Source organism: Luteolibacter sp. Populi, assembly GCF_040801775.1.
GTDB lineage: Bacteria > Verrucomicrobiota > Verrucomicrobiia > Verrucomicrobiales > Akkermansiaceae > Haloferula.
Genome location: NZ_CP161812.1, coordinates 4,427,430 through 4,448,357 on the forward strand (window position 1 = coordinate 4,427,430; position 20,928 = coordinate 4,448,357).

16 protein-coding genes are annotated in these 20,928 nt (G+C 65.6%); 9 read left to right on the plus strand and 7 right to left on the minus strand.

The window, feature by feature from the left end; genetic code table 11:
* Nucleotides 1–36 precede the first annotated feature (36 nt).
* The gene (locus tag ABWK72_RS18055) at nt 37–2,721 is read left to right on the plus strand and encodes an AAA family ATPase (protein WP_367870965.1); all 2,685 of its coding nucleotides are present in this window, start codon (nt 37–39) and stop codon (nt 2,719–2,721) included.
* 485 nt (nt 2,722–3,206) lie between these two features.
* On the opposite strand, the gene ABWK72_RS18060 is transcribed toward ABWK72_RS18055, so the two are convergent.
* The gene (locus tag ABWK72_RS18060; RefSeq protein WP_367870966.1) at nt 3,207–3,848 is read right to left on the minus strand and encodes a PDZ domain-containing protein; all 642 of its coding nucleotides are present in this window, start codon (nt 3,846–3,848) and stop codon (nt 3,207–3,209) included.
* A gap of 355 nt (nt 3,849–4,203) precedes the next feature.
* On the opposite strand from ABWK72_RS18060, the gene mgtE reads away from it, so the two are divergent.
* Both mgtE and ABWK72_RS18070 read left to right on the plus strand, forming a co-directional pair.
* The gene (mgtE, locus tag ABWK72_RS18065) at nt 4,204–5,601 is read left to right on the plus strand and encodes a magnesium transporter (protein WP_367870967.1); all 1,398 of its coding nucleotides are present in this window, start codon (nt 4,204–4,206) and stop codon (nt 5,599–5,601) included.
* Nucleotides 5,598–5,987, plus strand: a complete 390-nt coding sequence (locus ABWK72_RS18070) for a serine/threonine protein phosphatase (RefSeq protein ID WP_367870968.1) — start codon at nt 5,598–5,600, stop codon at nt 5,985–5,987. Before mgtE ends, ABWK72_RS18070 begins: the two co-directional genes overlap by 4 nt.
* Nucleotides 5,988–6,098: 111 nt before the next feature.
* Here the strand turns inward: ABWK72_RS18070 and ABWK72_RS18075 are convergent, their stop codons facing one another.
* Entirely contained in the window at nt 6,099–6,596 is a 498-nt protein-coding gene (locus ABWK72_RS18075) for a hypothetical protein (RefSeq protein WP_367870969.1), read from the minus strand.
* Nucleotides 6,597–6,956: 360 nt separating this feature from the next.
* Between ABWK72_RS18075 and ABWK72_RS18080 the strand changes: the two genes are divergently transcribed.
* Nucleotides 6,957–7,526 (plus strand): four helix bundle protein, encoded by a 570-nt coding sequence (locus ABWK72_RS18080; RefSeq protein ID WP_367870970.1) that lies wholly within the window; start codon nt 6,957–6,959, stop codon nt 7,524–7,526.
* 122 nt (nt 7,527–7,648) lie between these two features.
* On the opposite strand, the gene ABWK72_RS18085 is transcribed toward ABWK72_RS18080, so the two are convergent.
* A complete protein-coding gene (locus ABWK72_RS18085; RefSeq protein WP_367870971.1) occupies nt 7,649–8,089 on the minus strand; it encodes a nucleoside deaminase in 441 nt (146 codons plus the stop codon).
* Nucleotides 8,090–8,173: 84 nt separating this feature from the next.
* Here ABWK72_RS18085 and ABWK72_RS18090 point away from each other — a divergent pair, with 84 nt between their 5' ends.
* The 3 genes from ABWK72_RS18090 to ABWK72_RS18100 all read left to right on the plus strand — a co-directional run bounded on the left by ABWK72_RS18090 (nt 8,174) and on the right by ABWK72_RS18100 (nt 13,225).
* Nucleotides 8,174–9,250, plus strand: a complete 1,077-nt coding sequence (locus ABWK72_RS18090) for an LOG family protein (protein WP_367870972.1) — start codon at nt 8,174–8,176, stop codon at nt 9,248–9,250.
* Nucleotides 9,251–9,319: 69 nt separating this feature from the next.
* On the plus strand, nt 9,320–10,321 hold the full coding sequence (locus ABWK72_RS18095) for an alpha/beta fold hydrolase (protein ID WP_367870973.1): 1,002 nt from the start codon (nt 9,320–9,322) through the stop codon (nt 10,319–10,321).
* 84 nt (nt 10,322–10,405) lie between these two features.
* Complete coding sequence (locus tag ABWK72_RS18100) at nt 10,406–13,225, plus strand: DUF2339 domain-containing protein (RefSeq protein WP_367870974.1); 2,820 nt, start codon at nt 10,406–10,408, stop codon at nt 13,223–13,225.
* 8 nt (nt 13,226–13,233) lie between these two features.
* Here the strand turns inward: ABWK72_RS18100 and ABWK72_RS18105 are convergent, their stop codons facing one another.
* Together ABWK72_RS18105 and ABWK72_RS18110 are read right to left on the minus strand one after the other, a co-directional pair.
* Entirely contained in the window at nt 13,234–13,881 is a 648-nt protein-coding gene (locus tag ABWK72_RS18105) for a DUF4328 domain-containing protein (protein ID WP_367870975.1), read from the minus strand.
* 54 nt (nt 13,882–13,935) lie between these two features.
* On the minus strand, nt 13,936–15,165 hold the full coding sequence (locus tag ABWK72_RS18110) for an aspartate kinase (protein ID WP_367870976.1): 1,230 nt from the start codon (nt 15,163–15,165) through the stop codon (nt 13,936–13,938).
* Between the two features lie 151 nt (nt 15,166–15,316).
* Here ABWK72_RS18110 and ABWK72_RS18115 point away from each other — a divergent pair, with 151 nt between their 5' ends.
* Nucleotides 15,317–16,615 carry a hypothetical protein gene (locus tag ABWK72_RS18115; protein ID WP_367870977.1) on the plus strand — a complete coding sequence of 433 codons (1,299 nt, stop codon included), beginning with the start codon at nt 15,317–15,319 and terminating at the stop codon, nt 16,613–16,615.
* A 143-nt stretch (nt 16,616–16,758) separates the two neighbouring features.
* On the opposite strand, the gene ABWK72_RS18120 is transcribed toward ABWK72_RS18115, so the two are convergent.
* Nucleotides 16,759–17,091 (minus strand): helix-turn-helix domain-containing protein, encoded by a 333-nt coding sequence (locus ABWK72_RS18120; RefSeq protein WP_367870978.1) that lies wholly within the window; start codon nt 17,089–17,091, stop codon nt 16,759–16,761.
* A 160-nt stretch (nt 17,092–17,251) separates the two neighbouring features.
* Here ABWK72_RS18120 and ABWK72_RS18125 point away from each other — a divergent pair, with 160 nt between their 5' ends.
* Nucleotides 17,252–19,396, plus strand: a complete 2,145-nt coding sequence (locus ABWK72_RS18125) for a family 1 glycosylhydrolase (RefSeq protein WP_367870979.1) — start codon at nt 17,252–17,254, stop codon at nt 19,394–19,396.
* A 141-nt stretch (nt 19,397–19,537) separates the two neighbouring features.
* Here ABWK72_RS18125 and ABWK72_RS18130 read toward each other — a convergent pair whose 3' ends face one another.
* The gene (locus ABWK72_RS18130) at nt 19,538–20,914 is read right to left on the minus strand and encodes an IS4 family transposase (protein ID WP_367870980.1); all 1,377 of its coding nucleotides are present in this window, start codon (nt 20,912–20,914) and stop codon (nt 19,538–19,540) included.
* Nucleotides 20,915–20,928 lie beyond the last annotated feature (14 nt).

The following is a 20,928-nucleotide window of genomic DNA, read 5'->3' on the forward strand; positions in this document are numbered from 1 at the left end:
GGGCCGCGGAAGGCACCTACTTTCTAACAATCTGCCATGCGCCTGCTCTCCCTTACCGTTCGGAATTACCGCATCCACCGCGAGGTGACGGTGGCCTTTGACCGGGCGCGGACCCTGCTCGGCGGGCCGAACCAGAGTGGCAAGAGCACGCTGGCGGAGGCGGCGCACCGGGTGCTGTTCCTGCGCGCGAAGACGGGCGGGGCGGTGCAGGTGGAGATGGTCTCGAAGCTGCACATGGATCATCCGGAGGTGGCGCTGGATTTCGAGGCGGGCGGCGGGGAGTGGCGGATCGAGAAGCGCTTCGCGGGGACCAAGGGGACGGCGCGCTTGAGCGGGCCGGGCGGGATCGCGCTGAAGGACGATGAGGCGGAGACGAAGCTTTCCGAGCTGCTGCAGAGCGAGCTGGCAGGCGGTCGCGGCGGGGCCAAGCTGGGCTCGCTGTGGGCGCACCTGTGGGTCTGGCAGGGCTGCTCCGGGGATGATCCGGGCGAGCACGCCGGGCGGCACAAGGACACGCTGGTGAGGCGTCTTCAGCAGGATGGCGTGGCCGCTGTGATGCAGTCGGCGATCGACCAGATGGTGCGGGATCGCATCGCCGTGGACTACCTGGCGCTCTACACGCCGGCCAGCGGCAAGCTCAAGGCGACCTCGCCGCCGGAGCTGGCGCGGGCGCAGTGCGAGGCCGCGGAGGCTGCGCTGACCCAAACCACGGAGGCGCTGAAGCGGCTGGAGCGGGCGGTGGACGAGCATGCGAAGGCGGGCCAGCAACTGGCGGATGCGGAGGCGGCGCTGCCGGGTCTTCAGAAGCAGTTGTTAGAGGCGGAGGCGAAGCTTCAGGAAGTGGCGGCGCTGCGCCAGCAGGAGGAGGCGGTGAAGCGGACCTGGGAGGCGGCGAGCGCGGTGTTGAAGGGGATTCTCGATCAGGACACGCGGATCCGGGAGCTTCAGGGCAAGATCGCGGCGGCACGTGAGGCCTTGCAACCAGCGGAAGCGGGCGAGGCGCGTTTGTTCACTGCGGAGCAGGAAGCGGCGAAGCTGGCGCGCGAGGCGGAGCAGGCACTGCGCGACAAGGCCGAGTCGATCCGCAGGACGCGGCAGCTCCACGACTTCGCGGCAGCGGCGGTGGCGGTGTTCGAGAAGGATGCGGCGTGCTCGCTTCTCACAGGACGGACGCGTGAAGCGGCGGCGGTCGAGAAGGAGCGGCAGGATTTGCAGGCACGGCTGGCCAAGTTGCCGGTCTTGACGGCGCAGGATCTGAAGGGTTTGCGGAAGCTGGATCAGGAGGCAGGGCAGGCACGTGCCGCCTTGCAAGCGATGGCGACGGGGATCGAGCTGCTGGCAAGCGATCTAACGGTTACGGTGGATGGCGTGGCACTGCCTGCGGGTGAGGCGCGGATTCTCACGGACACCGCGGAGCTGGTGATCGGCGGCGGCACGCGCTTGCGGATCCAGCCCGGCGGCGGGACTTCGCTGGCCGAGGCGCGGGCCCGGAGCCAGGGGGCGGAGCGGGCCTTCGCGGAAGCGCTGGGACGCCATGCGCTGGCGAATCTGGATGAGGCGATCGCGGCGCAGGAGCAGCGCCAGAGTTTGGAAGGGCAGGCGGCGCAGTTGCTGGCCCGCTGGAAGGCGATGGGCGGGGAGTCGCTGGCCACGGAGTTGGCTGCGGCAAGCTCCGCGGTGGCGGTGGCGAAGGCCGAGTTGGAGCGTCGCCGCACGACCGCGCCGGAGCCTGCGGACCTCGCGGGGGCGCAGCAGCTTCACGCGGCGCAGCGCGAGGAACTGCAGCGTGCGGAGGAGGCGGAGGGCTTGGCGAGACGCGCCGACGAGCAGGCCCGCAAGCGCCGTGATGCCGCTTTGAAGACGCTGGAAGAGCAGCGCGAGAAGCTCGCCCGCGACCGCCAGGCACTGCGCGATCTGGAGATCGCGGTGCAGGTGCAGGAGAAGGATCACGGCAGCCAGGAGGCGCGGGAGAAGGCCCTGTTAGAGGCACGTGGTGCGGAGCGGGAGACGGCGCTGCAACTCGATGCGGTGAAAAAGTCCTTGGCGGGTCTTTCCCCCGATCTGCTCACGGCGGACCGCGACCGCTTCCAGCGCGCGATCAAGGTGCAGGAGGATAACCGCCGCAGCGCGCAGGACGCCCGCCTGTCCGCCGCGACGCTGCTCAAGCTCGACGGCAGCAGCGACCCGCAGGCCGACCTGCTCCACGCGACCGCGAGGCTCGATGCCGCGCGCCGCGACCACGACCACGAGCTGCGCCGTGCGAAGGCGATCGAGAAGCTGCACAAGCTCTTCGCCAGCTCCGGCGAGGCGATCGACCGAAGCCTGGTGCAGCCGCTGGCGGATCGGGTGTCCGGCTACATCCAGTGCCTCTACGGGCCGGGTGCCGAGGTACGGATCGCTCTAACAGACGATGGCGTGGCGGAGCTGGAATTGCTCTGCCCGGGGATGCCGGCGTTCGGCTTCGACACGCTGAGCGGAGGCACGCGCGAGCAGGTGGCGGCGGCGCTGCGCCTGGCGATGGCGGAGATCCTGGCGGCGGATCACGACGGGTGTTTGCCTTTGCTGTTCGACGATGCGTTCGCGTATGCGGACCCGGAGCGGGTGCAGGTCTTGCAGCGGATGCTGGACCTGGCGGCGGCGCGGGGCTTGCAGGTGATCGTGCTGGCTTGCAATCCGGGGGATTATTCGGGCTTGGGAGCGGTGGAGGTGAGGGTGGGGTAGGGAGGGGAATTACTAATTACTAAATTCTAATTTTTAAACGGATGAGTGGCGTTTCGCTGAGAGGGGTGCTGGCGCGGCATTCGTTCCGGGGACTTGCAGGTGAGTTAAGCTGTTCCGGTCCTTCGTCCGCCTGAAGGCGGGACTACGTACCCTTGGTGGCGGGCTACCAGGGACCATGCTCCCGCTCACTCTTGCCACTTCAGGTCCGGGGCCTTGCCCTTCCAGTAGGGCTGTGAGGTATCGAGGATGTCCCGGATGGGGCCGGATGCTTTGGGCACGGAAAGGTAGGCAGCCAAGCGACGGCGCTTTCCATTGCCACCGCATGATGGATCGTGCTGATTGGGTGGCTTCTGCAGGGCGGAGCCTCCGCGGTCCCGGGGGGCAGGCATGGGGCGGAGGGGCAGAGCAGGCTGGCCGTTACCCTTCACGGACGGCTCCGCGCTCCCAGGGGAAGAGCCGTCCTTGTGGCGAAGATCTCCCGCCATTCACGGCGCTTCCTTGAACTCCGCCTGGGCTTTCAGCCATTCTTGGAAGCGGACTTCGGAGTCGACGTGGAGAAGCTCGCGCGGGGCGGCACCGGTGGTGACTTGGAGGGCCATCGGCTTGCCGGCGCGGCGGAATTTGATCGTGACTTTCCGGCCCGCACCGCAGAGCCGGATCCTGCGCCCGAATTCGTCGGTGGGGTCGGGGACGTCGAGGGGGTGGCCGTTGAACTCGGTGATGATGTCGCCCGGGCGGAGGCCGGCGGCGTGGGCGGGCTGGCCTTCCACGGCGGTCATGATCTCGACGGCGCGCTTGGGTTTGCCGTCCTTCCCCGGGTAGGTCATGGAGCGGTGGTGGACGCCGAGGAAGCCGTAGGAATCGAGCATCAGGTCGCGCAGGATTTCCTTGCAGCGAATCCGGATTTCCGGGTCGGGGCTCTTCAGGTAGTGCCGGAGGCAGAGGTCGCGGACGGCGGCGATGTCGGATTTCGCGCGCTGGACCAGCCCGGCGGATCCGGCCTCGCGGGTCTTGAAGTCGTCGCTCGCCAGATTGCCGACCAGGGCGTCGAGATCGCCCGCCGCCGCGGTGGCGCTTCCGGCGAGGATCGCCAGCAGCGCGAGATGCCCGGTGGAGCGGGGGAGCATGCCCCAGGAATAGCCGGGAAATCGGGAGATGCCAAGAGCGGGGGGAGGGGCATTGGAGGGTGCAGTCGAACGCGTTGGCGCCCGGGAGCGCGGAGGCTCTGCCCCGGAGAACGGTCCCCCCGTTGCCCTTGGGCACGGAGAGGCAGGCAGCCAAGCGACGTCGCTTTCCACTACCGCCGCGCGATGGATAAGGCTGCCGGGGTGGCTTCTGCCGGGCGGTGCCCCGCGGTCCCAGGGGGGCCGTCCGTCGGTGGGGACGTCGGGATTGATTGGCTGATCCCTGCCTCACGGCGATTTCGCGCAACAAAAAACAACACGCTCTTGGCGGGCCGCGCTTCGTATCTAGACTGTGGCCATGCCGGAAGACGAAGCCATCCTACCCCACGACGAGTTGTTGCGGGCGGTGGAGGCGGAGGACCCGAGCGCGGTGCTGGCCCTGGCGGAGGATACGCACTACGCGGACCTCGCGAAGGCCTACCAGGAGCTGGATTCGGACAAGCACGCGTTCTTCCTGAAGACCATCGGCCCGGCGCTGGCGTCGGACATGATCGTGGAGCTGCCGGACTCGATGATCGAGGAGGCGCTGGACGTCTTCAGCCCTTCCGAGCTGCGGGTGCTCTTCCGCGAGCTCTCCGACGACGACCGCGTGGACGTGCTGCAGGACGTGGGCGACGAGGCGCGGCTGCGCTTCCTGGGCCTGCTGGGCCCGGAGGATGAGGAGCTGACCCGCTCGCTGCTGAAGTACGATCACGATACGGCGGGCGGCCGCATGACCACCCGGATCGGGCGGGTCTTCGCGAACCAGACGGTGAAGCAGGCGATCGAGATGCTGCGCCGCAGCCAGGAATCGACCGAGACGCTGAGCCGGATCTTCGTGGTGGATGACCGGGGCCGCCTGATCGGCAAGCTGCGCTTCCGCGATCTGGCCTTCAATACTTGGGACACGCCGATCCGCGATATCATGCGGGAGATCGGCCCGGAGCGGGTGCTGGCCACCGCCGACCAGGAAGAAGCGGCGAACATGCTGCTGAAGTACGACCTCATCGCCCTGCCGGTGGTGGATGAATTCGAGCACCTGCTCGGGATCATCACGCACGACGACGCGATGGAGATCATGCAGGAGGAAAGCACGGAGGACATCGAAAAGATCGCGGGTATCGGTGGTGAGCAATCGGAGGAGACGTATCTCAATACGACGATCCTCACGCAGTTCCGCCGCCGTGCCGGTTGGCTGACCGGGCTGGCATTCGTGTCGATTTTATCCGGCTACGTGATGATGCGTTTCGGCTCGATCTTGAGCCAGGTCTTCCTGCTCTCCCTGTTCCTGCCGATGGTGGTGGCGGCGGGCGGGAATACCGGCGGGCAGGCCTCGACGATGGTGATCCGGGCGATGTCGCTGGGCGAGATTGATCCCGGCACGGCGTGGCAGGTGGCGTGGCGGGAGCTGCGCACCGGCTTCTTCCTGGGGCTGCTGCTCGGAAGCTGCATGGCGGTCTTCACGGTGGCGCTGCTGCCGCTCTTCCACATGCCGATGCCGCCGGGCCTGAGTTACTTCAAGGTGGCGCTGACGGTGGCGGTCGCGTTGACCACGCAGGTGACCTCGGCTACGTTTCTGGGCTCGCTGCTGCCGCTCGGCGCGCGCGCCGCGAAGCTCGATCCTGCGGTGGTCTCGGCACCGGCGATCGCGGCGATCGTGGACGTGTCCGGCATGGTGATCTACTTTACGGTCGCGCGAGCGATCCTGGGACTATGAGGAATTTGAAGGACGGCATCCGCGCCCATGTGCGCTTGGACGGATTGAACCGCGTGCACAAGCGCTTCCGCGGCACCGATGCGGACAAGCGCTACGCCACCGAGGTCATGGTCCTGAAGGTGCTCGGAGAGCGCGGCTGCGACTACGTGCCCAAGCTGCTGGAGGAGCACCCGGAGGAGCTTTACTTCGTTTCCACCGGTGTCGGGAAGCCGGCGGACGCGATCAGCAAGGAGCGCTCGGACCAGCTCTTCGCGGAGCTGGAGCGGGACTATGGTGTGAAGCATCTCGATCCCGAACCGAGGAACATCACCTACGACATGCACAAGGGGAGGTTCTGTATTATTGACTTTGAATTGGCGGAGGTGCTGCCGGATCCGAAGGGGTAGGCAGGGGATTTTTCGGGGAAGGTGCGGCGGGGGACGGCCGGAAGCTTCGCAGCCGGATTGGTTTACTTAGGCCGCCATCCGCCGGACCGCTCGGAGAGCGGTCCCTGCCTTTTAGGCCCCGACTGGCAGCGGCGTTCGTGCGAATTCCTTCGGACGTAGTACTTTGCTGGCGGGTTCGGGGATGCGGCTTAGGCACCAGTCGGCGAAGCTATCGGCGATGACATGCACGAGGCTCTCCGGGCTGAAGCGGCTGGGGTCGAGGTGCATCGCGGGCTCGTCGGTCCGGCAGTGGCCGCAGCTTGAGACCATCACGCGGAAGACGCCATTGAGGCCGTGGGTGGCATCGAAGCAGCCCCGGCCGGCGAGTACCGCGCCGCCGAGTTGGGCGACGCTGCGGATCATCGCTTCGTAGTCGCAGCCGTTGTTTACGGGCGGCTCCGTCAGCGCGGCGAGGATCCGCCTGCGCCAGACCGGATGGCCGGCGAGGTGGCGGATGGCTTCGCGGTCGAAGGCCACGATCGCGCCGGTATGGGCGCTTCGTTTTGCATTCAGGCGGTCGCGGATCTCGGCGCCGAGGCGCGAGACATCGCAACTGCAAGTGGTGGCCACGGCAAGCGAGCCTGGCCAACGCGGTTGCCCGATCCAGCTTTCCAGATGGGCTTCATCCAATGGTGGTTCCCCCGGTGTATGCATAGCGGTGCAGAATCATCGCAATCGCCGGGTGATTCCAAGCACGGGATGAAGAAACTTCACTGAATGTGAATAAGTGGTGGTTTGTGGGGCGGGTTTTTGCGGGGTGGGGGAGTACGAGGGGTGTCGTAGGGGGCAGGCTTTGGCTGGCCAAGGGGGAACGGGGATCTGATTTCAAATCTCAAATCTCAAATCTCAAATCTCAAATTTGAGATCTGGGATCTGGGATCTGAAATCTGAGATTTGAGATCGGGGGAGGGATTCTCCACTTTCAGTTGAATGGCATCCTACGAGCGCTTTGAAGACCTGCCCGTGTGGCAGTCGGCGATTCGGCTCGCGGAAGGATGTGAGGACTTCCTTGGTGCGGCGAAGGACCGCATCACCTGGTCAAAGCGCGATCAACTGGATCGTTGCTCGTTATCGGTATCGAACAACATCGCGGAAGGGTTCGAGCGTGGCAGCACGAATGAGCTGCTGGCCTTCCTTTACATCGCCCGCGGCTCGGCGGGTGAGACGCGTTCGATGCTGGCATTTTTCGAGCGCCGCCCGGCTCTGACGGATTTCAAATCTGAAATTTCAAATTTGAAATCGATGGCGGAAAGCTGTTCCCGCCAGCTTCGCGGGTGGGCGGAGTCGCTTCAGAATTCGGACATCAGCGGTCCGCGCCATCTGAATGATCGTTCCCGTGAGGAGTATAGGAAGAAGAAGGACGCGGACGTGAGGAGGAAGATTTTCGACGAAATGGAACGCGGCAGGATGGCCGAGTTGTCCTTGGATCATCCGATGCGCCGGGAGTATGAGCGGAAGCATGGGCCGCTGGGGCCGCCCGGGCCGGGGAACGGAATCTGAGATCTGAGATCTGAAATCTGAAATTTCAAATCTCAGATCTGAAATCCGGCATCTTGAGATCTCAGATCTCAGATCTCAGATCTGAAATCTGAAATCTGAAATCTGAAATCGCCGGAGGCACCTCAGGTCTCCCCGATATCCTCGTTCCACACGCTCGGGTAGGCCTCGATGAACTTGTTCATCAAGTCGATGCACTCCTTGCTCTGCACGACCTCGAGCTGCACGCCGCGGCTCTTCAAGTGTTCTTCCTCGCCCATGAAGGTGAGGTTCTCGCCGATCACCACCTTCGGGATGCCGTAGAGCAGGATCGCGCCGGAGCACATCGGGCAGGGAGAGAGGGTGGTGTAGAGGGTGCACTCGCGGTAGATGTGCGCGGGCAGGCGTCCGGCATTCTGGAGCGCGTCCATTTCCCCGTGCAGCACCGGGTTGCCGAGCTGCATGCGGCGGTTGTGACCGCGGCCGAGGATGATGCCCTGGCGGACGAGAACGCTGCCGATCGGGATGCCGCCTTCGGCAAAACCCGTAGCTGCCTCCGAGATCGCGGCTTGAAGAAAGGGGTCCATGTGCATTAGGATCAGGTCTGCCCGCGCCGCCCGGTTAGCCTCCGGCACGGCGACTGCTGGATCACACTGCCCTCAGCGAATCCCATGCCTAAAGTACGACTTTCTGGAACCGTCCGTGGAACCGATGACCCCGGCCGGGAAGCCCGCGCGCGTCTTTTGTACCTGCTCTTTAGCAAAGGCTGGGATATCTACAATTCCAATGGTGACCAGCGCATCACGCTCTCCAATATCGAGCGCAAGATCATCGAGTCCGAGGCCTTCGTTTTCACCCCCGGGGCGACCTTGGAGGACATGTTCAAGGCGATCTCGATCTTCGTCGGCTACCAGACCCTCGACCGCAATCTCTCGGGCAAGCCGACGGTGATCCTGAACACGGATGCGTCCTGGAACCCCTTCTTCGCCGTCTTGGACCACCTGAACCAGATGGGCACCATCAAGCAGGATCACCGGGATTTCCTGCTGGCGGCCGAGCTGCCGCAGGACGTGCTGGATACCCTTGAAATGGTCCGCATGAAGGGCCTGCCGGATGCGGGCCGCGAGAAGATCGGCGAGAGTTCGGCCATGACCACCTTCGAGGTCCCGGTGCCGGAGGACTACCTCGGGAACGTCTGCGTCTTCTGCTCCGCCACCTTGGAAGATCCGGGCTATCTGGCCGATGGCCGGGCGCTGGGGCGCTACCTCGCGGAGAGCCGGATGGGCTGCGTTTCCGGTGCCGGGCGCTCGGGAATCATGGGCGCGGTGGTCGAAGGCTCGGTCGAGGCCGGCGGCTGGACGGCGGGCTCGAATGTCCCGCACATCATTGAGCTGGAAGGGCTTCCGGATGGGCTTTCGAGTTTCTGGCTGCGGCCGGACATTTACACCCGGATGGAGGTGATGATCGAGAATTCGGACGCCTTCGTGATCTTCCCCGGCGGGGCTGGCACCGTGCAGGAGTTGTTGGCGCTCATGATCTTCAAGCAACAGGGCAACCCCCTGATGGTCGGCAAGCCGGTGGTTCTCTTCAACCGCGCGAATGCCCTCGGAGTCCGCTTCTGGGACCCCCTGATCGGCTTGCTCTCGAACCTGTGCGAGACCGGGGCCTTCGTCGTGGCCGAGTCGCTGGACGACATTTTGCCGGCGATCCGCGAGGGCCTGCCGGTGAAACAGCCCGCGGAAGCCTGATTTCGCGTCACGAAAGTTCGTGGAAAGGGGGATTGCCGCGGTCCGTAAGAAGTGGCACAATTTCAACGGATGAAGAACAATTCAGGGAGCTGCCCCCCCGGTGGATTGCTGCGTCTCGCACGGCGCTGGGGGGCGGTCGTGGTCGCGACCCTGCTCCTTACCCAGTGCGCCACCCAATACACTTTGGTCGCCGACCGGCCCGAGGAATCGCTGCGCCGGGAGACCTTCGGCTACCGCACCTGGCTGAAGGAGGGCGTCCAGCCGGACACCGTCGTGATCGGCCTGCACGGCTTCTGCGGGGCCGCGATCGACTACGAGAATCTGGGCAAGCGCCTGCTCAAGGAGCAGCCGAAGACCGCCGTCTACGCCTATGAGATCCGCGGCCAGGGCAAGGACCCGCTGAAGGAGCGCCGCGGTGACATTGATGACCCGCAGGAATGGTACAATGATCTGCACCGCTTCACCCAGACCGTCCGCGAGAAGCACCCGAAGGCGCGGATCGTCTGGTTCGGCGAGAGCATGGGTGCGCTGATCGCCTCGCACACCTTCAGCCAAGACGTCGCCAATGGCGGGAAAGCGCCCTGCGATGCGCTCGTCCTCTCCTCCCCGGTGGTGAAATTCCGCGACGACTTCCCGCAGTGGAAAAAAGATCTCGTCCAGCAGGTCGCGAATGTCGTCCCGATGGCCCGTCTTTCTTTGGAAACCCTGGCCGGTGGCCAGCAGGTCCAGATGACGCACGACAGCGTGCACTCCGACCAGTCGGAGACGAATGCCTGGCACATCGACAAGCACACGCTGCGCCTGCTGGTGACCCTCGGCCACCTCGTCGACGGCATGCCGGACTGCGCCAAGACCTTCAGCGTGCCGACCCTGGTGCTGCACGGCGACAAGGATTTCTTCACCCGCACGGAGGACGTGAAGGCCTTCTTCGGCAATATCCCCGACAAGAAGACCCGCCAGCTCAAGCTCTACGACGACGCCTACCACCTCTTGATGTACGACAAGCGCAAGGAGCAGGTGATCTCGGACGTCGAGAATTGGATCAGCGGCCTGAAGAAGAAGAGGCGGTAAGCTTTTACCGCCATCGTTTTCCTCGATGATGCCCTTTGCCAAATCGATGGAACGTTTCCGCAGCGGTGGAGGTAGTCCTCATCCGTGAACGAAGAGATCCCCGGCGCGGCGTGGAGCGAAATCCAGCGGATCCGCGAGCGCTTGGCGGCGATGGAGCACCGGCATGCGGAAGAGATCGCGCTGCTGAGGACGAAGCTTGCCGCGCTGGAATCGCAGCTCGGCGCAGCGCCTGAAGCCGCGCCTGAGCCTGCTCCTGTCTTCCCCACTTTCGCTTCCGAGGTTCCCGCGCCTCCACCGGAGCCGGTTCCAGCCGCCGCGCCCGCGCCCGCGCCCGCGCCCCGGCCGGTGCCGATCCCGGCAGTCGTCGTCCCGCCCCCGGTGGAGAAGGGTTCGCTCGAGCTGCGCCTGGGCCGCGTCTGGCTGGTCCGGGTCGGCATCGCGCTGCTCCTGACCGGCCTCGTGCTGCTCGGGAATTTCGCGTATAAGAACTGGATCCGCGATCTGCCCGCGGCGGTCCGGCTGGCGGCCCTCTTCTTCAGCTCCTTCGCCATCTCCGGCGCTGGCGTTTACCTCGGGCGGCGTGAGAACATGCGGCTCTTCGGCGAGGTGGTCCTCGCGGGCGGGCTGGCATTCTTCTACTGGTGCACCTTCGCCGCGCACCATGTGCCGCGCCTGCAGGTCGTGGAATCGCGGGTGGCCGCCGGGGTCATGCTGCTGGGCGCGGCTGGCGCGATCGTCGGCATCGCGCTGCGCCGGGACTCGCAGATCACCGCGCTCATGGGCCTGCTGCTCGCCTCCTACGCCACCGTCCTGCAACCGCTCGGCTGGCTGTCCGCGGCCTCGAATCTCGTGCTCGCCGCGGCTGGCACCGGTTTGCTCACCCGCCGCGGTTGGGGCGGCGCGGGCATCGCCGCGATGGTGGGGATCTACGGCTCCTTCCTGTGGTGGCAGATCGCCGGGGCGGCCGGCATGCGTCCGGACGATCCTGCCGCGCTCTACTTCCTGCCGCCGGTCTGGCTGGTCTTCGCGCTGCCTGGCATCCGCGGCATGGGTGAAAGGTTCGGGGGACTCAGCGAGCGCGCCCGGGCTTGGATGGGCTCCGCGAACAACCTCGCCTTCTTCGGGCTCTTCTCCGCGCTCTGGCTGGAGCAGCGCGGCAGCGTCAGCTACTGGCAGGTCCCCGCCGTCTTCGGTGCCGTCCTCCTGCTGCTCGGCTCGCTCGGTCGCTGGAAGAACTCCGCCGCCGGCGGGCAGCTTGTCCAAGGCCTCGCCGCCTTGACCCTGGCGATGACGATCAAGCTCGAGGGCGACACGCTCGCGCTCGGCTTCGCCACCCAAGCGCTGGTGATGGCGCTCGCCCACCTCCGTTTCGGCGGGAAGACGGAGGCGATCTTTGCCTGCCTCGCCGCAGTGGCCGGTGCCCTCTGGCTCACGGTCAGCCCTGCCTTTGGCCACGAAATGCCCCTCTGGAGTCGCGCTACCTGTGCCTTCCTCATTGCCGCCGCCACCTTCCCGCTGTTCCGCAGTTGTGTCCGCAGGGAACAGGGCACCGTGGCTTGGCAAGTCGCCCGCGCCGCGGCGGGTTTGGTCCTGTCCGCGGGTGCCATGGCAATCCTCTTCGGCTGGAGCATTCATCTTGAAGCGGCCTCGCGCTACCTCGCGGTCCTGGCCATCGGCCTCGCGATGACCGCCTTCACGCTCTTGGCCGACAGGTCCCGCCGTCTTCCGATGATGGCCCTCTGGGCCGCCGTCTTCCAAGCCGCCGGGACCCTCTTCCTGCTGACTGTCCACCAGCCTTCATCCCGACAGGCGCTCCCTGCGCCATGGATGCCGGCTCTGGCGATGGCCGTCTCGATGGCGACCCACTGGCTCTGGGTGCACCGCCTGCCCGCGGGCGTGATCAAGCCCCGCGATCCTGCCAGCCGGGCGGGCGCCTTCCAGTGGCTCACTACGGTAACGGTCGCCCTGGCGCTTTACGCCTGCATCGATGCGTTCGAGCCCGGTATTGTTTCGCGAATGGCCAGCTTCGGCATCGCCGCCCTGATCCTCGCCGCGGTCGGAAGATACCTGCTGTCTTGCCCCTTGATCACCGTGGCCGCCGCGCTGCTCCTGCCCGAGCTGATCCGCTGCCAGTCCGAGTGGAGTCCGCAGCCGTGGATCACGCAGTTTCTTCCCGTGCTCACCGCGGCGGGAATCGCCACGATCGCTGGCTTGCCGCACACGCGCCCCGCATCGCCCGTCGCCCAAGTGCTGGCCCGCATCCTCGGGATGCTCTCCTGGGCCTTGGCCTGGGAAGAACTTTCTCCGCTCCATTGGGGCGATATCATGGCTGCCAGCGCGCTCGCCGTGATGGTCCTCACCCGCCGCAAGTTGAAGGCGACTCCGCCCGAAGCCTGGGCACTCCTCGTCCTCTCCGCGGCCTGGCTCATCAGCTATCTCGGGGAGGCCCCCTGGCACCGGGACAGCTTCCCCTCCGGCCTGCGCGGCTGGCTGGTTCCCGCGACCCTCTTCGCCACTCCCTTCCTCGCGAAGGCCGCCTGGCTCAGCCGTCGCGAGATCCGGCAAGCGTTCCTCGCCCTCGCCTGCGCCGCCCTCGCCGCATGGTCCACCGAGGCCCTGGTGCGCTACGAGGACTGGAAGCCGGTCGCCGTCCTGTGGACCGTCCTCGGCTTCCTCCTCGTCAGCACCGGCCTCTGGCGCAAGCTTGCCATCCTGCGCCACGCTGGCTTCGCGCTGCTGGCGATCGCCCTGTTCAAGCTCTTCATCGTGGACGTCTGGGACTTCGCCACCTTCTTCCGCATCACCGCCTTCCTCGCCCTGGGCGTCGCCCTCGTCGTGCTCGGCTTCTTCTACAACCGCTTCGCCGATGCCTTGAAGAAGCTGTTAGAGGCGGACGAGGCGTAGTCTAACACCTACCCCGCCTTATCCCGCCACCCCTCATCCATCTGCGCCCGCGTGATCCGCGTCACCAGCACCCAGGAGAAGTAGAAAGTCAGCACCGCCACCACCATGAAGACATGGTCCAGCAGCGTCGGGCGCAGCGGAGTCTCCATGCCCTCCACGAAGAAGTAAGCGATCGTCAGCAGAAGACAGCCCACATGCCCCGCCCACCACAGGCCGACGTCCTTCTGCTGCAACCGCGAAGCCCGCGCGATCCCCGCCATCGCTTGGTAAGGCACCACGAAGTTCACCAGCGGGATGAAGTAAGACCCCACCGCCATCGCCGGTGAAACCGTCATCGTCGCCGGATCCAGGATCCGCGCATTGAATGCCGCCCGATACTTCCAGACGAGATAGAGGACCGAGCTGGCCAGTCCGGTCGCTATCATCAACCCGTCCAGAATTCCGATCCCCTCCACGTGATAGGTGTCATGGATATTGCCGGATCCCTCGAAAGGCAGCGGCACCACCATCCGGTAAACGTGATCCGCGAGCTGCAGCATCGTGCTCACCCCGTAGAGCCGCAGGCTGACATTCGCCAGCGGTCTCAGCGGGCGCAGCGCTCCCGTCACGCGATAGGACGGCGCTTCCGCGAGCGGCGGCTGGTAGGGATTGTCCACGCCCGCCATGCCTCACATGGCAAGGCCAGCGGTCAAGCGTGATTCCTCAGGGCCTCACTTCACCGGCTCCTTGTCGAGCTGGAAGGCATCGTGCACCGCACGCGCCGCATCCTCGATCCGGGTCTCGTCGACGGTCACCGCGATCTTGATCTCGGAGGTCGAGATCATGCCGATGTTGATGCCCGCTTCGCCGAGCGCCTTGAACATCGTGGCCGCCACACCGGAGTGCGAGCGCATGCCGATGCCGACCGCGGACAGCTTCGCGATCCCGGCTTCGGTCTCGATCTTCGCATCCGGGCTGATCTCCGCCAGCACTTGCTTTAGCGCGGCTTGCGCCTTGCCGAGATCGTTCGAGTGCATCGTGAAGGAATGCCGCGCGCGGTCATCGTGCGCGATGTTCGAGACGATCATGTCCAGGTTGATCTCCGCCTCACCCAGCGCGCCGAGGATCTTGCCGGACATGCCGGGCACGTCCGGGATGCCGGTGATGGTGACGCGGGCTTGGGAGCGCTCGATCGAGACTCCGCGGATGACGACGTTTTCCATGGCGGGATGTTCTTCGAGCACCAGGGTGCCCGGGTTGTCATTGAGAGAGGAGCGGACTTCGAAGACCACGCCGTATTTCTTGGCGAATTCGACCGAGCGCGATTGCATCACCTTCGAGCCGGACGATGCCATTTCCAGCATTTCGTCATAGGAGATCTCGGGCAGCTTGCGGGCGTTCTTCACGATCCGCGGGTCGCAGGTGTAGACGCCGTCCACATCGGTCAGGATCTGGCAGACATCTGCCTTCAATGCGCCGGCGATGGCGATGGCCGTGAGGTCCGAGCCGCCGCGGCCCAGTGTGTGGATCATGCCCTCCGGCGTGATCCCTTGGAAGCCGGCGACCACCAGGGTCTTGCCCTCGTCCAGCGAGCGCCGCATGAAGTCGGGAGAAATGTCCTGGATCCGCCCGCGGGTGTGGGAGCCGGTGGTGAAGATGCCCGCCTGGCGGCCGGTCACGGACACCGCTTCCAGTCCGGCCTCGTGCAGGGCCATCGTCACCAGCGCGATCGACTGCTGCTCGCCGGTGGCCAGCAGCACATCCATCTCGCGTTCGGATGGATTCTCGCCGAGTTCGAGCGCCATCTTGATCAGCTTGTCCGTCACACCGGACATCGCGGATACCACCGCGACCACCTGGTTGCCCTCGTCACGGGTGCGCTTCACGCGTGCGGCGACGTTGCGCATGCGGTCGATGGAGCCGACGGAAGTGCCGCCGTATTTTTGGACGATAAGGGCCATGGCCGGGAAACGGGGCGGGAGTGAAGGCAAGCCGCCGCCCGATGGCAAGCCCGGGGTAGGGCAGCAGGCGGACACGCCCCGGCGATGAAACCTGCTGCCGCCGAATTAGTTTGGATTTTTTAAAATTTCATATAACCAGCCCGTCAATATTATGAAATATCGCCCCTCCCGCGGCTTGGTTTTCTGTCTGGTCCCGCTCCTGGCCACCGGTGGCACCGCTGCCTGGGCATGGAGCAAGGCCAATGACGTGCCCCTGCAAGCCCGGGCTCATGGCGACTTTTTCGAGCTCTTGAAGCGCAAGAAATCGTCGCTCTCAAATTATGACGCCGCGGAATGGGCCGCGACCGCGAAGTCGATGCGAGCCGAGTCGGTCGCCGCCAAGCAAAAGCTGCTCGCCGAATTCCCCGCGCTGGCGATCGAGAGCAAGCCGGTGCCGGAAGCTGAGAACGGCTTCCTGATGCTTCACAAATTCTCCGGTTTTCCCCCCGGCGCTGGCCCGAAGGTCGGCACCAACCTCACCCGTGTCCTGCATGATCGCACCGAGTGGAATGCGGAGGCCGTGAAGGCCGCCCTGGCCGAGCATCCCGTGGAAGTGGCCCGGGCGGAGGAAATCGCCGCCATGCCGGCCCGCTCATCCTCGGGCATGCCGGACGACTATATCGGCTTCATCGGTGCCCGCACCGGGAAATTCTGTGCGGATGTCCTGCTGCTGAAAGCCCGCCTCGCCGCCGAGGCGAAGGATGAAACCGAGACCCTCCGTCTGGTCGCCGCCACCCGCAATCTCGTCCGCCACTACCGCGAGATCGAGCAGCCCAGCCTCCTTGCCGAGACCGTCGCCATCCTGATCGACCTCAGCGTCACCGAGTGCGCCTTCAAGCATCTGCTTCCGGACCTCGGCCCGGCCGCCGATCTACCGCGCTGGAAGGAAGCGCTGGTCACCCGCGGCTACACCCCCGCGGACTTCGGCCACGTCATGCGTGGCGAGTGGAACATCGCCTCCGAGTTCTACCTGATCCCCATGGTCCTCCAGCAGAAGCCCGCCGATAGCGACAAGCTGTTGAGGACCTACGCCTCCAACTTCGAATCGCTCGTCAAGGCTCTCCCGGGCATGAGCTGGGACGAGTTCGCCGGCGGAGGCTGCGAGTCGCTTCAGGAAGGCTTCTCGCATCTCTCCGACAAGAGCCGCGAGATCGCCGATGACTTCTCCATCGGCTGCAAGGCCTGGACCAAGGGCTATGTCCGCGCTGCCTCGATGCTCGCCATGCACCAGGCAGCCCTCGACCTGATGATCCTTGAAAAGAGCGGCGAGAAACTGGACACCACCGCCGTCGAGAAGATCATCGTCGAGCCGATCAGCGGCACCCGCTTCGCCTTCGACCCCGGAAGCCGCATCCTCACCGCGCCCGAGCGCATGAAGGAATTCGACGTCCGCGAGGTGAAGCTGCCGTGATCGAGGTCCTTCCTGTCTCCACCTCTGTCTCCCGGAGGGAGGTCATCGGATAGCGGGGGTCGAACGTAGCGCTCCCCGGAGTATGCGGCTACTGCCGATGGCGTGAGGACCCACACCATACATTCAAGCGCCTCGATAGATTCTCACTTCTTCCGGCCCGGGGTCCCGGTCAGCGCTGCGGGTGTCTCCTTGGCGATTTGCAACAGCCTCACGGCAGCACCTGAGGGCGAGCGGAGGCCGCGCTCCCAAGCGACGGCGGTGGCCTTTGGCACGTTGAGAAGGTCGGCGAAGACTGCTTGGCTGACGTTGAGGTTGCTGCGGATGGCGGCAATCTCCTCGCCGGTCATGGAGGCGGCACGCGCCGTGAGTCGATGAGTCCGGGCAGTGATTTTCCCAGCGGCGTGATCCGCGCCTTGCTGCATGCTGACGAGGAGATCCTCGAAGCTGAAATCAGGAATCTTGTCTTTTGCGGACATATGCGGATTTTCGGCGATCTGTCGGGTGAAATGAGGAGTTTCGACCAACGTCGAGCGTCACGCTAGCTGCGATACTATGTACCGCACCTTATATCAAGGTGATGCCGTGTCAGAAGCCCCGTCTTGCTCTCCCCGCCGCTCCCATCATGCTCGCCCGCGCATGCCTTTCCCGCCCGGCTTCCTCTTCGGTACGGCGAATGCCGACCACCAGGTGGAGGCGTATGATCCCGCGCGTGAAGACGTCTGGGACCTCTGGGAACGTTGCCAGGGCCTGACCCCGCGCGGCCGGGCCACCGACTTCTGGAACCGCTACGAGGAAGACATCGCCGCCGCCGCCCGCATGGGCTGCAAGCTCTTCCGCTTCTCGATCGCCTGGGCCCGTGTAGAGACCACCGCGGGCAACTTCGATTCCGAGGCCCTTGCCCACTACCGCCGCCTTGCCGAGTGCGTGAAGAGTCACGGCATGCAGGTGATGGTCACGCTCCATCACTTCGTTTGGCCGGTCTGGCTGGAGCGCGATCACGGCGGGATGATCGGCCCGGAATTCCCCGATCTCTTCGCCCGCTACGCCGCACGCGTCGCGGAGGTGCTGGGCGATATCACCGACTGGTGGATCACCTTCAATGAACCCAGCCAGCTCACCTTCGGTTACATCAAGCCCTGGTGGCACAACCGCTACTACATGCCGCCCGGCCTGCCGCGCGGCACCGAGGTCGAGGCGGAAGCCGAAGCGGTGGGTCGCCTGATCCCGAATCTTTTCCGCGCCCATGCCCGTGCCCGCAAGGCGATCCAAGCGCTCCGCCCTGCCGCGAAGGTCGGCGTCAATCCGCTCGTCACCGGCTTCCCGACCTGGCTGCAGATGCTCATGGACTGGGGCGCCTGCCACCGCGGCCTCCACGAAGCCGTCTTCAAATTCACCACCGGCGGCGCGCTGGTCAGCGAGCGTGCGGAGGTCGATCTCGTCATCGGCGGCGTGACCCAGGGCGACCAGACCCGCTTCGAGTTCAGCGATCCCTACCTCCGCACCGGCAAGGCCATCCTGGTGCTCGCCTCCCACGCGGGCTCTGACCTCGCCGCGCTCAAGGAAGTCGCCGTCATCGCCGTCGGCAACCAGCCGGACGGTTGGAAGCGCGACCTGCCGCCGCAGGCTCGCAAGAAGCTCTTCGCGAACTACGATGAAGCTCGTAGCGCGCTCGAAGCCGGCAAGGTCGAGGCCGTCTATGGCGATGCCTTTTTCCTCCTGCCCTTCGAGCTGAAGGGCCGTGAACGCTTCCGCTTCCTCGCCACCGGCCTCAGCGACGAGCACTACGTCGTGGTCGCCCCGCACGGCCACCAGCGCCTGCTGGAGCGGGTCAACCGCGCCGTCGCCGCCTTTCAAGGCGAACTGGCCGGAGCCTGCGACGTGCCGTGGATCTCGCATCCGGAAGTGGTGGCCAAGGAAGTCCAGCGCCCCCTGTCCTTGCACGAGGTCTTCGCCGGTGATGACACCCTTCCGGAAAGCGTCTCCGGCACCCGCGGCATGCGCCGCATCCGCCGCCGCGATAGGATCCGCATCGGCATCCGCAGCGATGCCCCCGGTGTCTCGAATGCCTGCGATGCCGAAGGCCTTGAACTCAAGCTCGCCCGCCTGATCGCCCGCGAGGTCCTCGGCGATGAGACCAAGCTCGAGATCGAGGAACTCGAACCCAGCGGCCGGCTAGAAGTCCTCGAAACCAAGACGAGTTGGCTCAACTGGGCCTGGCGCTTCTGGGGCACCACCAGCCTGATCGCGAACGTGAACTGGTGGTATCTCGGCACCTCCGGCCGCCTGCCGGAAGAACTCTGCCCGGAAGAAGCGGTGGGCGCGCAGGACTTCGTTGGACTCGATTACTACTGGGGCTTGCCCACCTGGCGCCTGCACCGCTTCCGTCTGTTAGAGGAAGCCGCGCTCGGCCGCTTCCTCCGCGCGCCTGTCTGGGCGAAGGGCCTCTTCCACGCATTGCAGCGCTTCCGCCGCTGGTTCCCGGACCAGGAGATCCTCATCGTCGAGAACGGCTGCGTCCCCTCCGCCGATGGCATGAACCGCAGCGAATACATCCGCGCCCACCTTGCCCAGGTCGAGCGCGCGCTGAAGAAGGGCGTGCCCGTGAAGTCCTACACTTATTGGTCGATCACCTCGAACCGGGAGTGGGGCCACCCCTTCGATCCCAATACCGACTTCGGCCTCTACTTCGTCGACCTCGACCGCGACGAGAACCTGCACCGCCGCGAGACCCCCGAAGTCGCCCTGCTCCGCGACTACATCGGCAAGGCGAATACCGAGTGAGAAGCAATCCCTCAACGCCCGCCATCAGTGGTACGTAGTCCCGCCTTCAGGCGGACGAAGCAACGCCAAGGCAAATGCAAACGGGCGATCTCTTGGAATAGGGCATCAAGGGTAGCTTCGTCCGCCTGAAGGCCAATGCCGTTAAGGACTCGCCGGGTTGATCGTGATGCTCTTGAGCAGCGGCAACGAGCTCGGCTGTTTCATCTTCGGCCAGTCCTTGACCGGTTGCCGCAGCGCCCTCTGGCAGCTCCGCGGCTTGCGCCACGGTATCAGCGCCACTTCCGCCAGTTGCTTGAGCGCGCGTGCCACCCAGATCGCCCGCTTCGGCAATTCCATCAGGTCGTTGCCGAGTTCCAGCAGCTTGCACATCGCCGCGGTGTAGTCGCGCACCACCGCGAAGCTGATCCGCGGGACCTCCACGCCCGCCGCTTCCGCCACCGCCGCGCGTTGCAGCGCCAGCACCGCCGCGGCCATCAGCAGCGCGAGCACTTCCTGCGCCGCGGTTTCAGGGGTCTGCGCGTCGAGCAGGTCGCCGCGCCCGTGGAGCTTCACCTTGAGTTCGCGGAAAAACAATTCGTGCTGCCAGCGCGCGGCATAGAGTTCCACCAGTTCCGCGGCGGGATGGAGCGTTTCGTCCATGAGGCTGGTCCAGAGCCGGAGTTGCAGCGGCTTGCCACCGCCCGCCACCGTCACGGTGGCGAGGATCTCGCGCAGCTCCAGGGTGCCCGCGACACGGCGGGTCGCGGGATCGGTCACCTTCACCACGATGCGCCGCGAGCCGTCGGACAGGTGCTCCTTGACGGTGGCCTTGAGGTTGGACTTCACCCGCATCAGGAAGGCTCCGCCACCCTTCTCCAGGGCGGGCTTGAAATGCCACAGCAACGAGGGCGTGCCGTAGAGGCGGTCGCCGAGCAAGAGGCTCTTTTCCGGCAGCTCCCGTTCCTGGAGGATCCGCCGGGCCAGCGTGGCTTCGCCTTCGCCCTGCCAGCCGGGTGCGGCAGCCAGGGGCTGGTACATGCCGAGTTCGACAAGCACCACCGCCAGCATGCGGGCGAAGGCCGGCTGGCCGTTGCCCTTGCCGCAGGGCACCTTGACGGCACGCTCCGCGATGGCAGGGGTGTTGCGCAGGTTGAAGGTGGTGCCGTCGATGGCCAGCAGCCGCAGGCCGCGGTGGAAGGCCCCGGGATGCAAGGCCGGATCGGCCAGGGGACGCAGCGCCAGGTGCAGCGCCTCGTGGAGCAATTCCCAGCCGATGGCTTTGCCGCGCTGGCTCAGTGCGCTGCCGGAGATGCGGATGCCGGTGATTTCTTTCACGTGCGTGGAGAAGCTGCCTGCCGGTGCAAGCTGGTGATAGGTCCGGGTCATCAGCCATTGCCAGGGGCTGAGCTTGGGATCCGGGCCGCCGCGAGGCCCGCGGCGCTCGAAGAGGCTGTCGCAGGCAGGCGGGTCGAGCAAGGCGGCAAAGGCGCGGGGAAAGCTGCCGTGGAAGGGAAAACGGGGATGCGGTGCGTCGTGCATCCGCCCAATCAAAA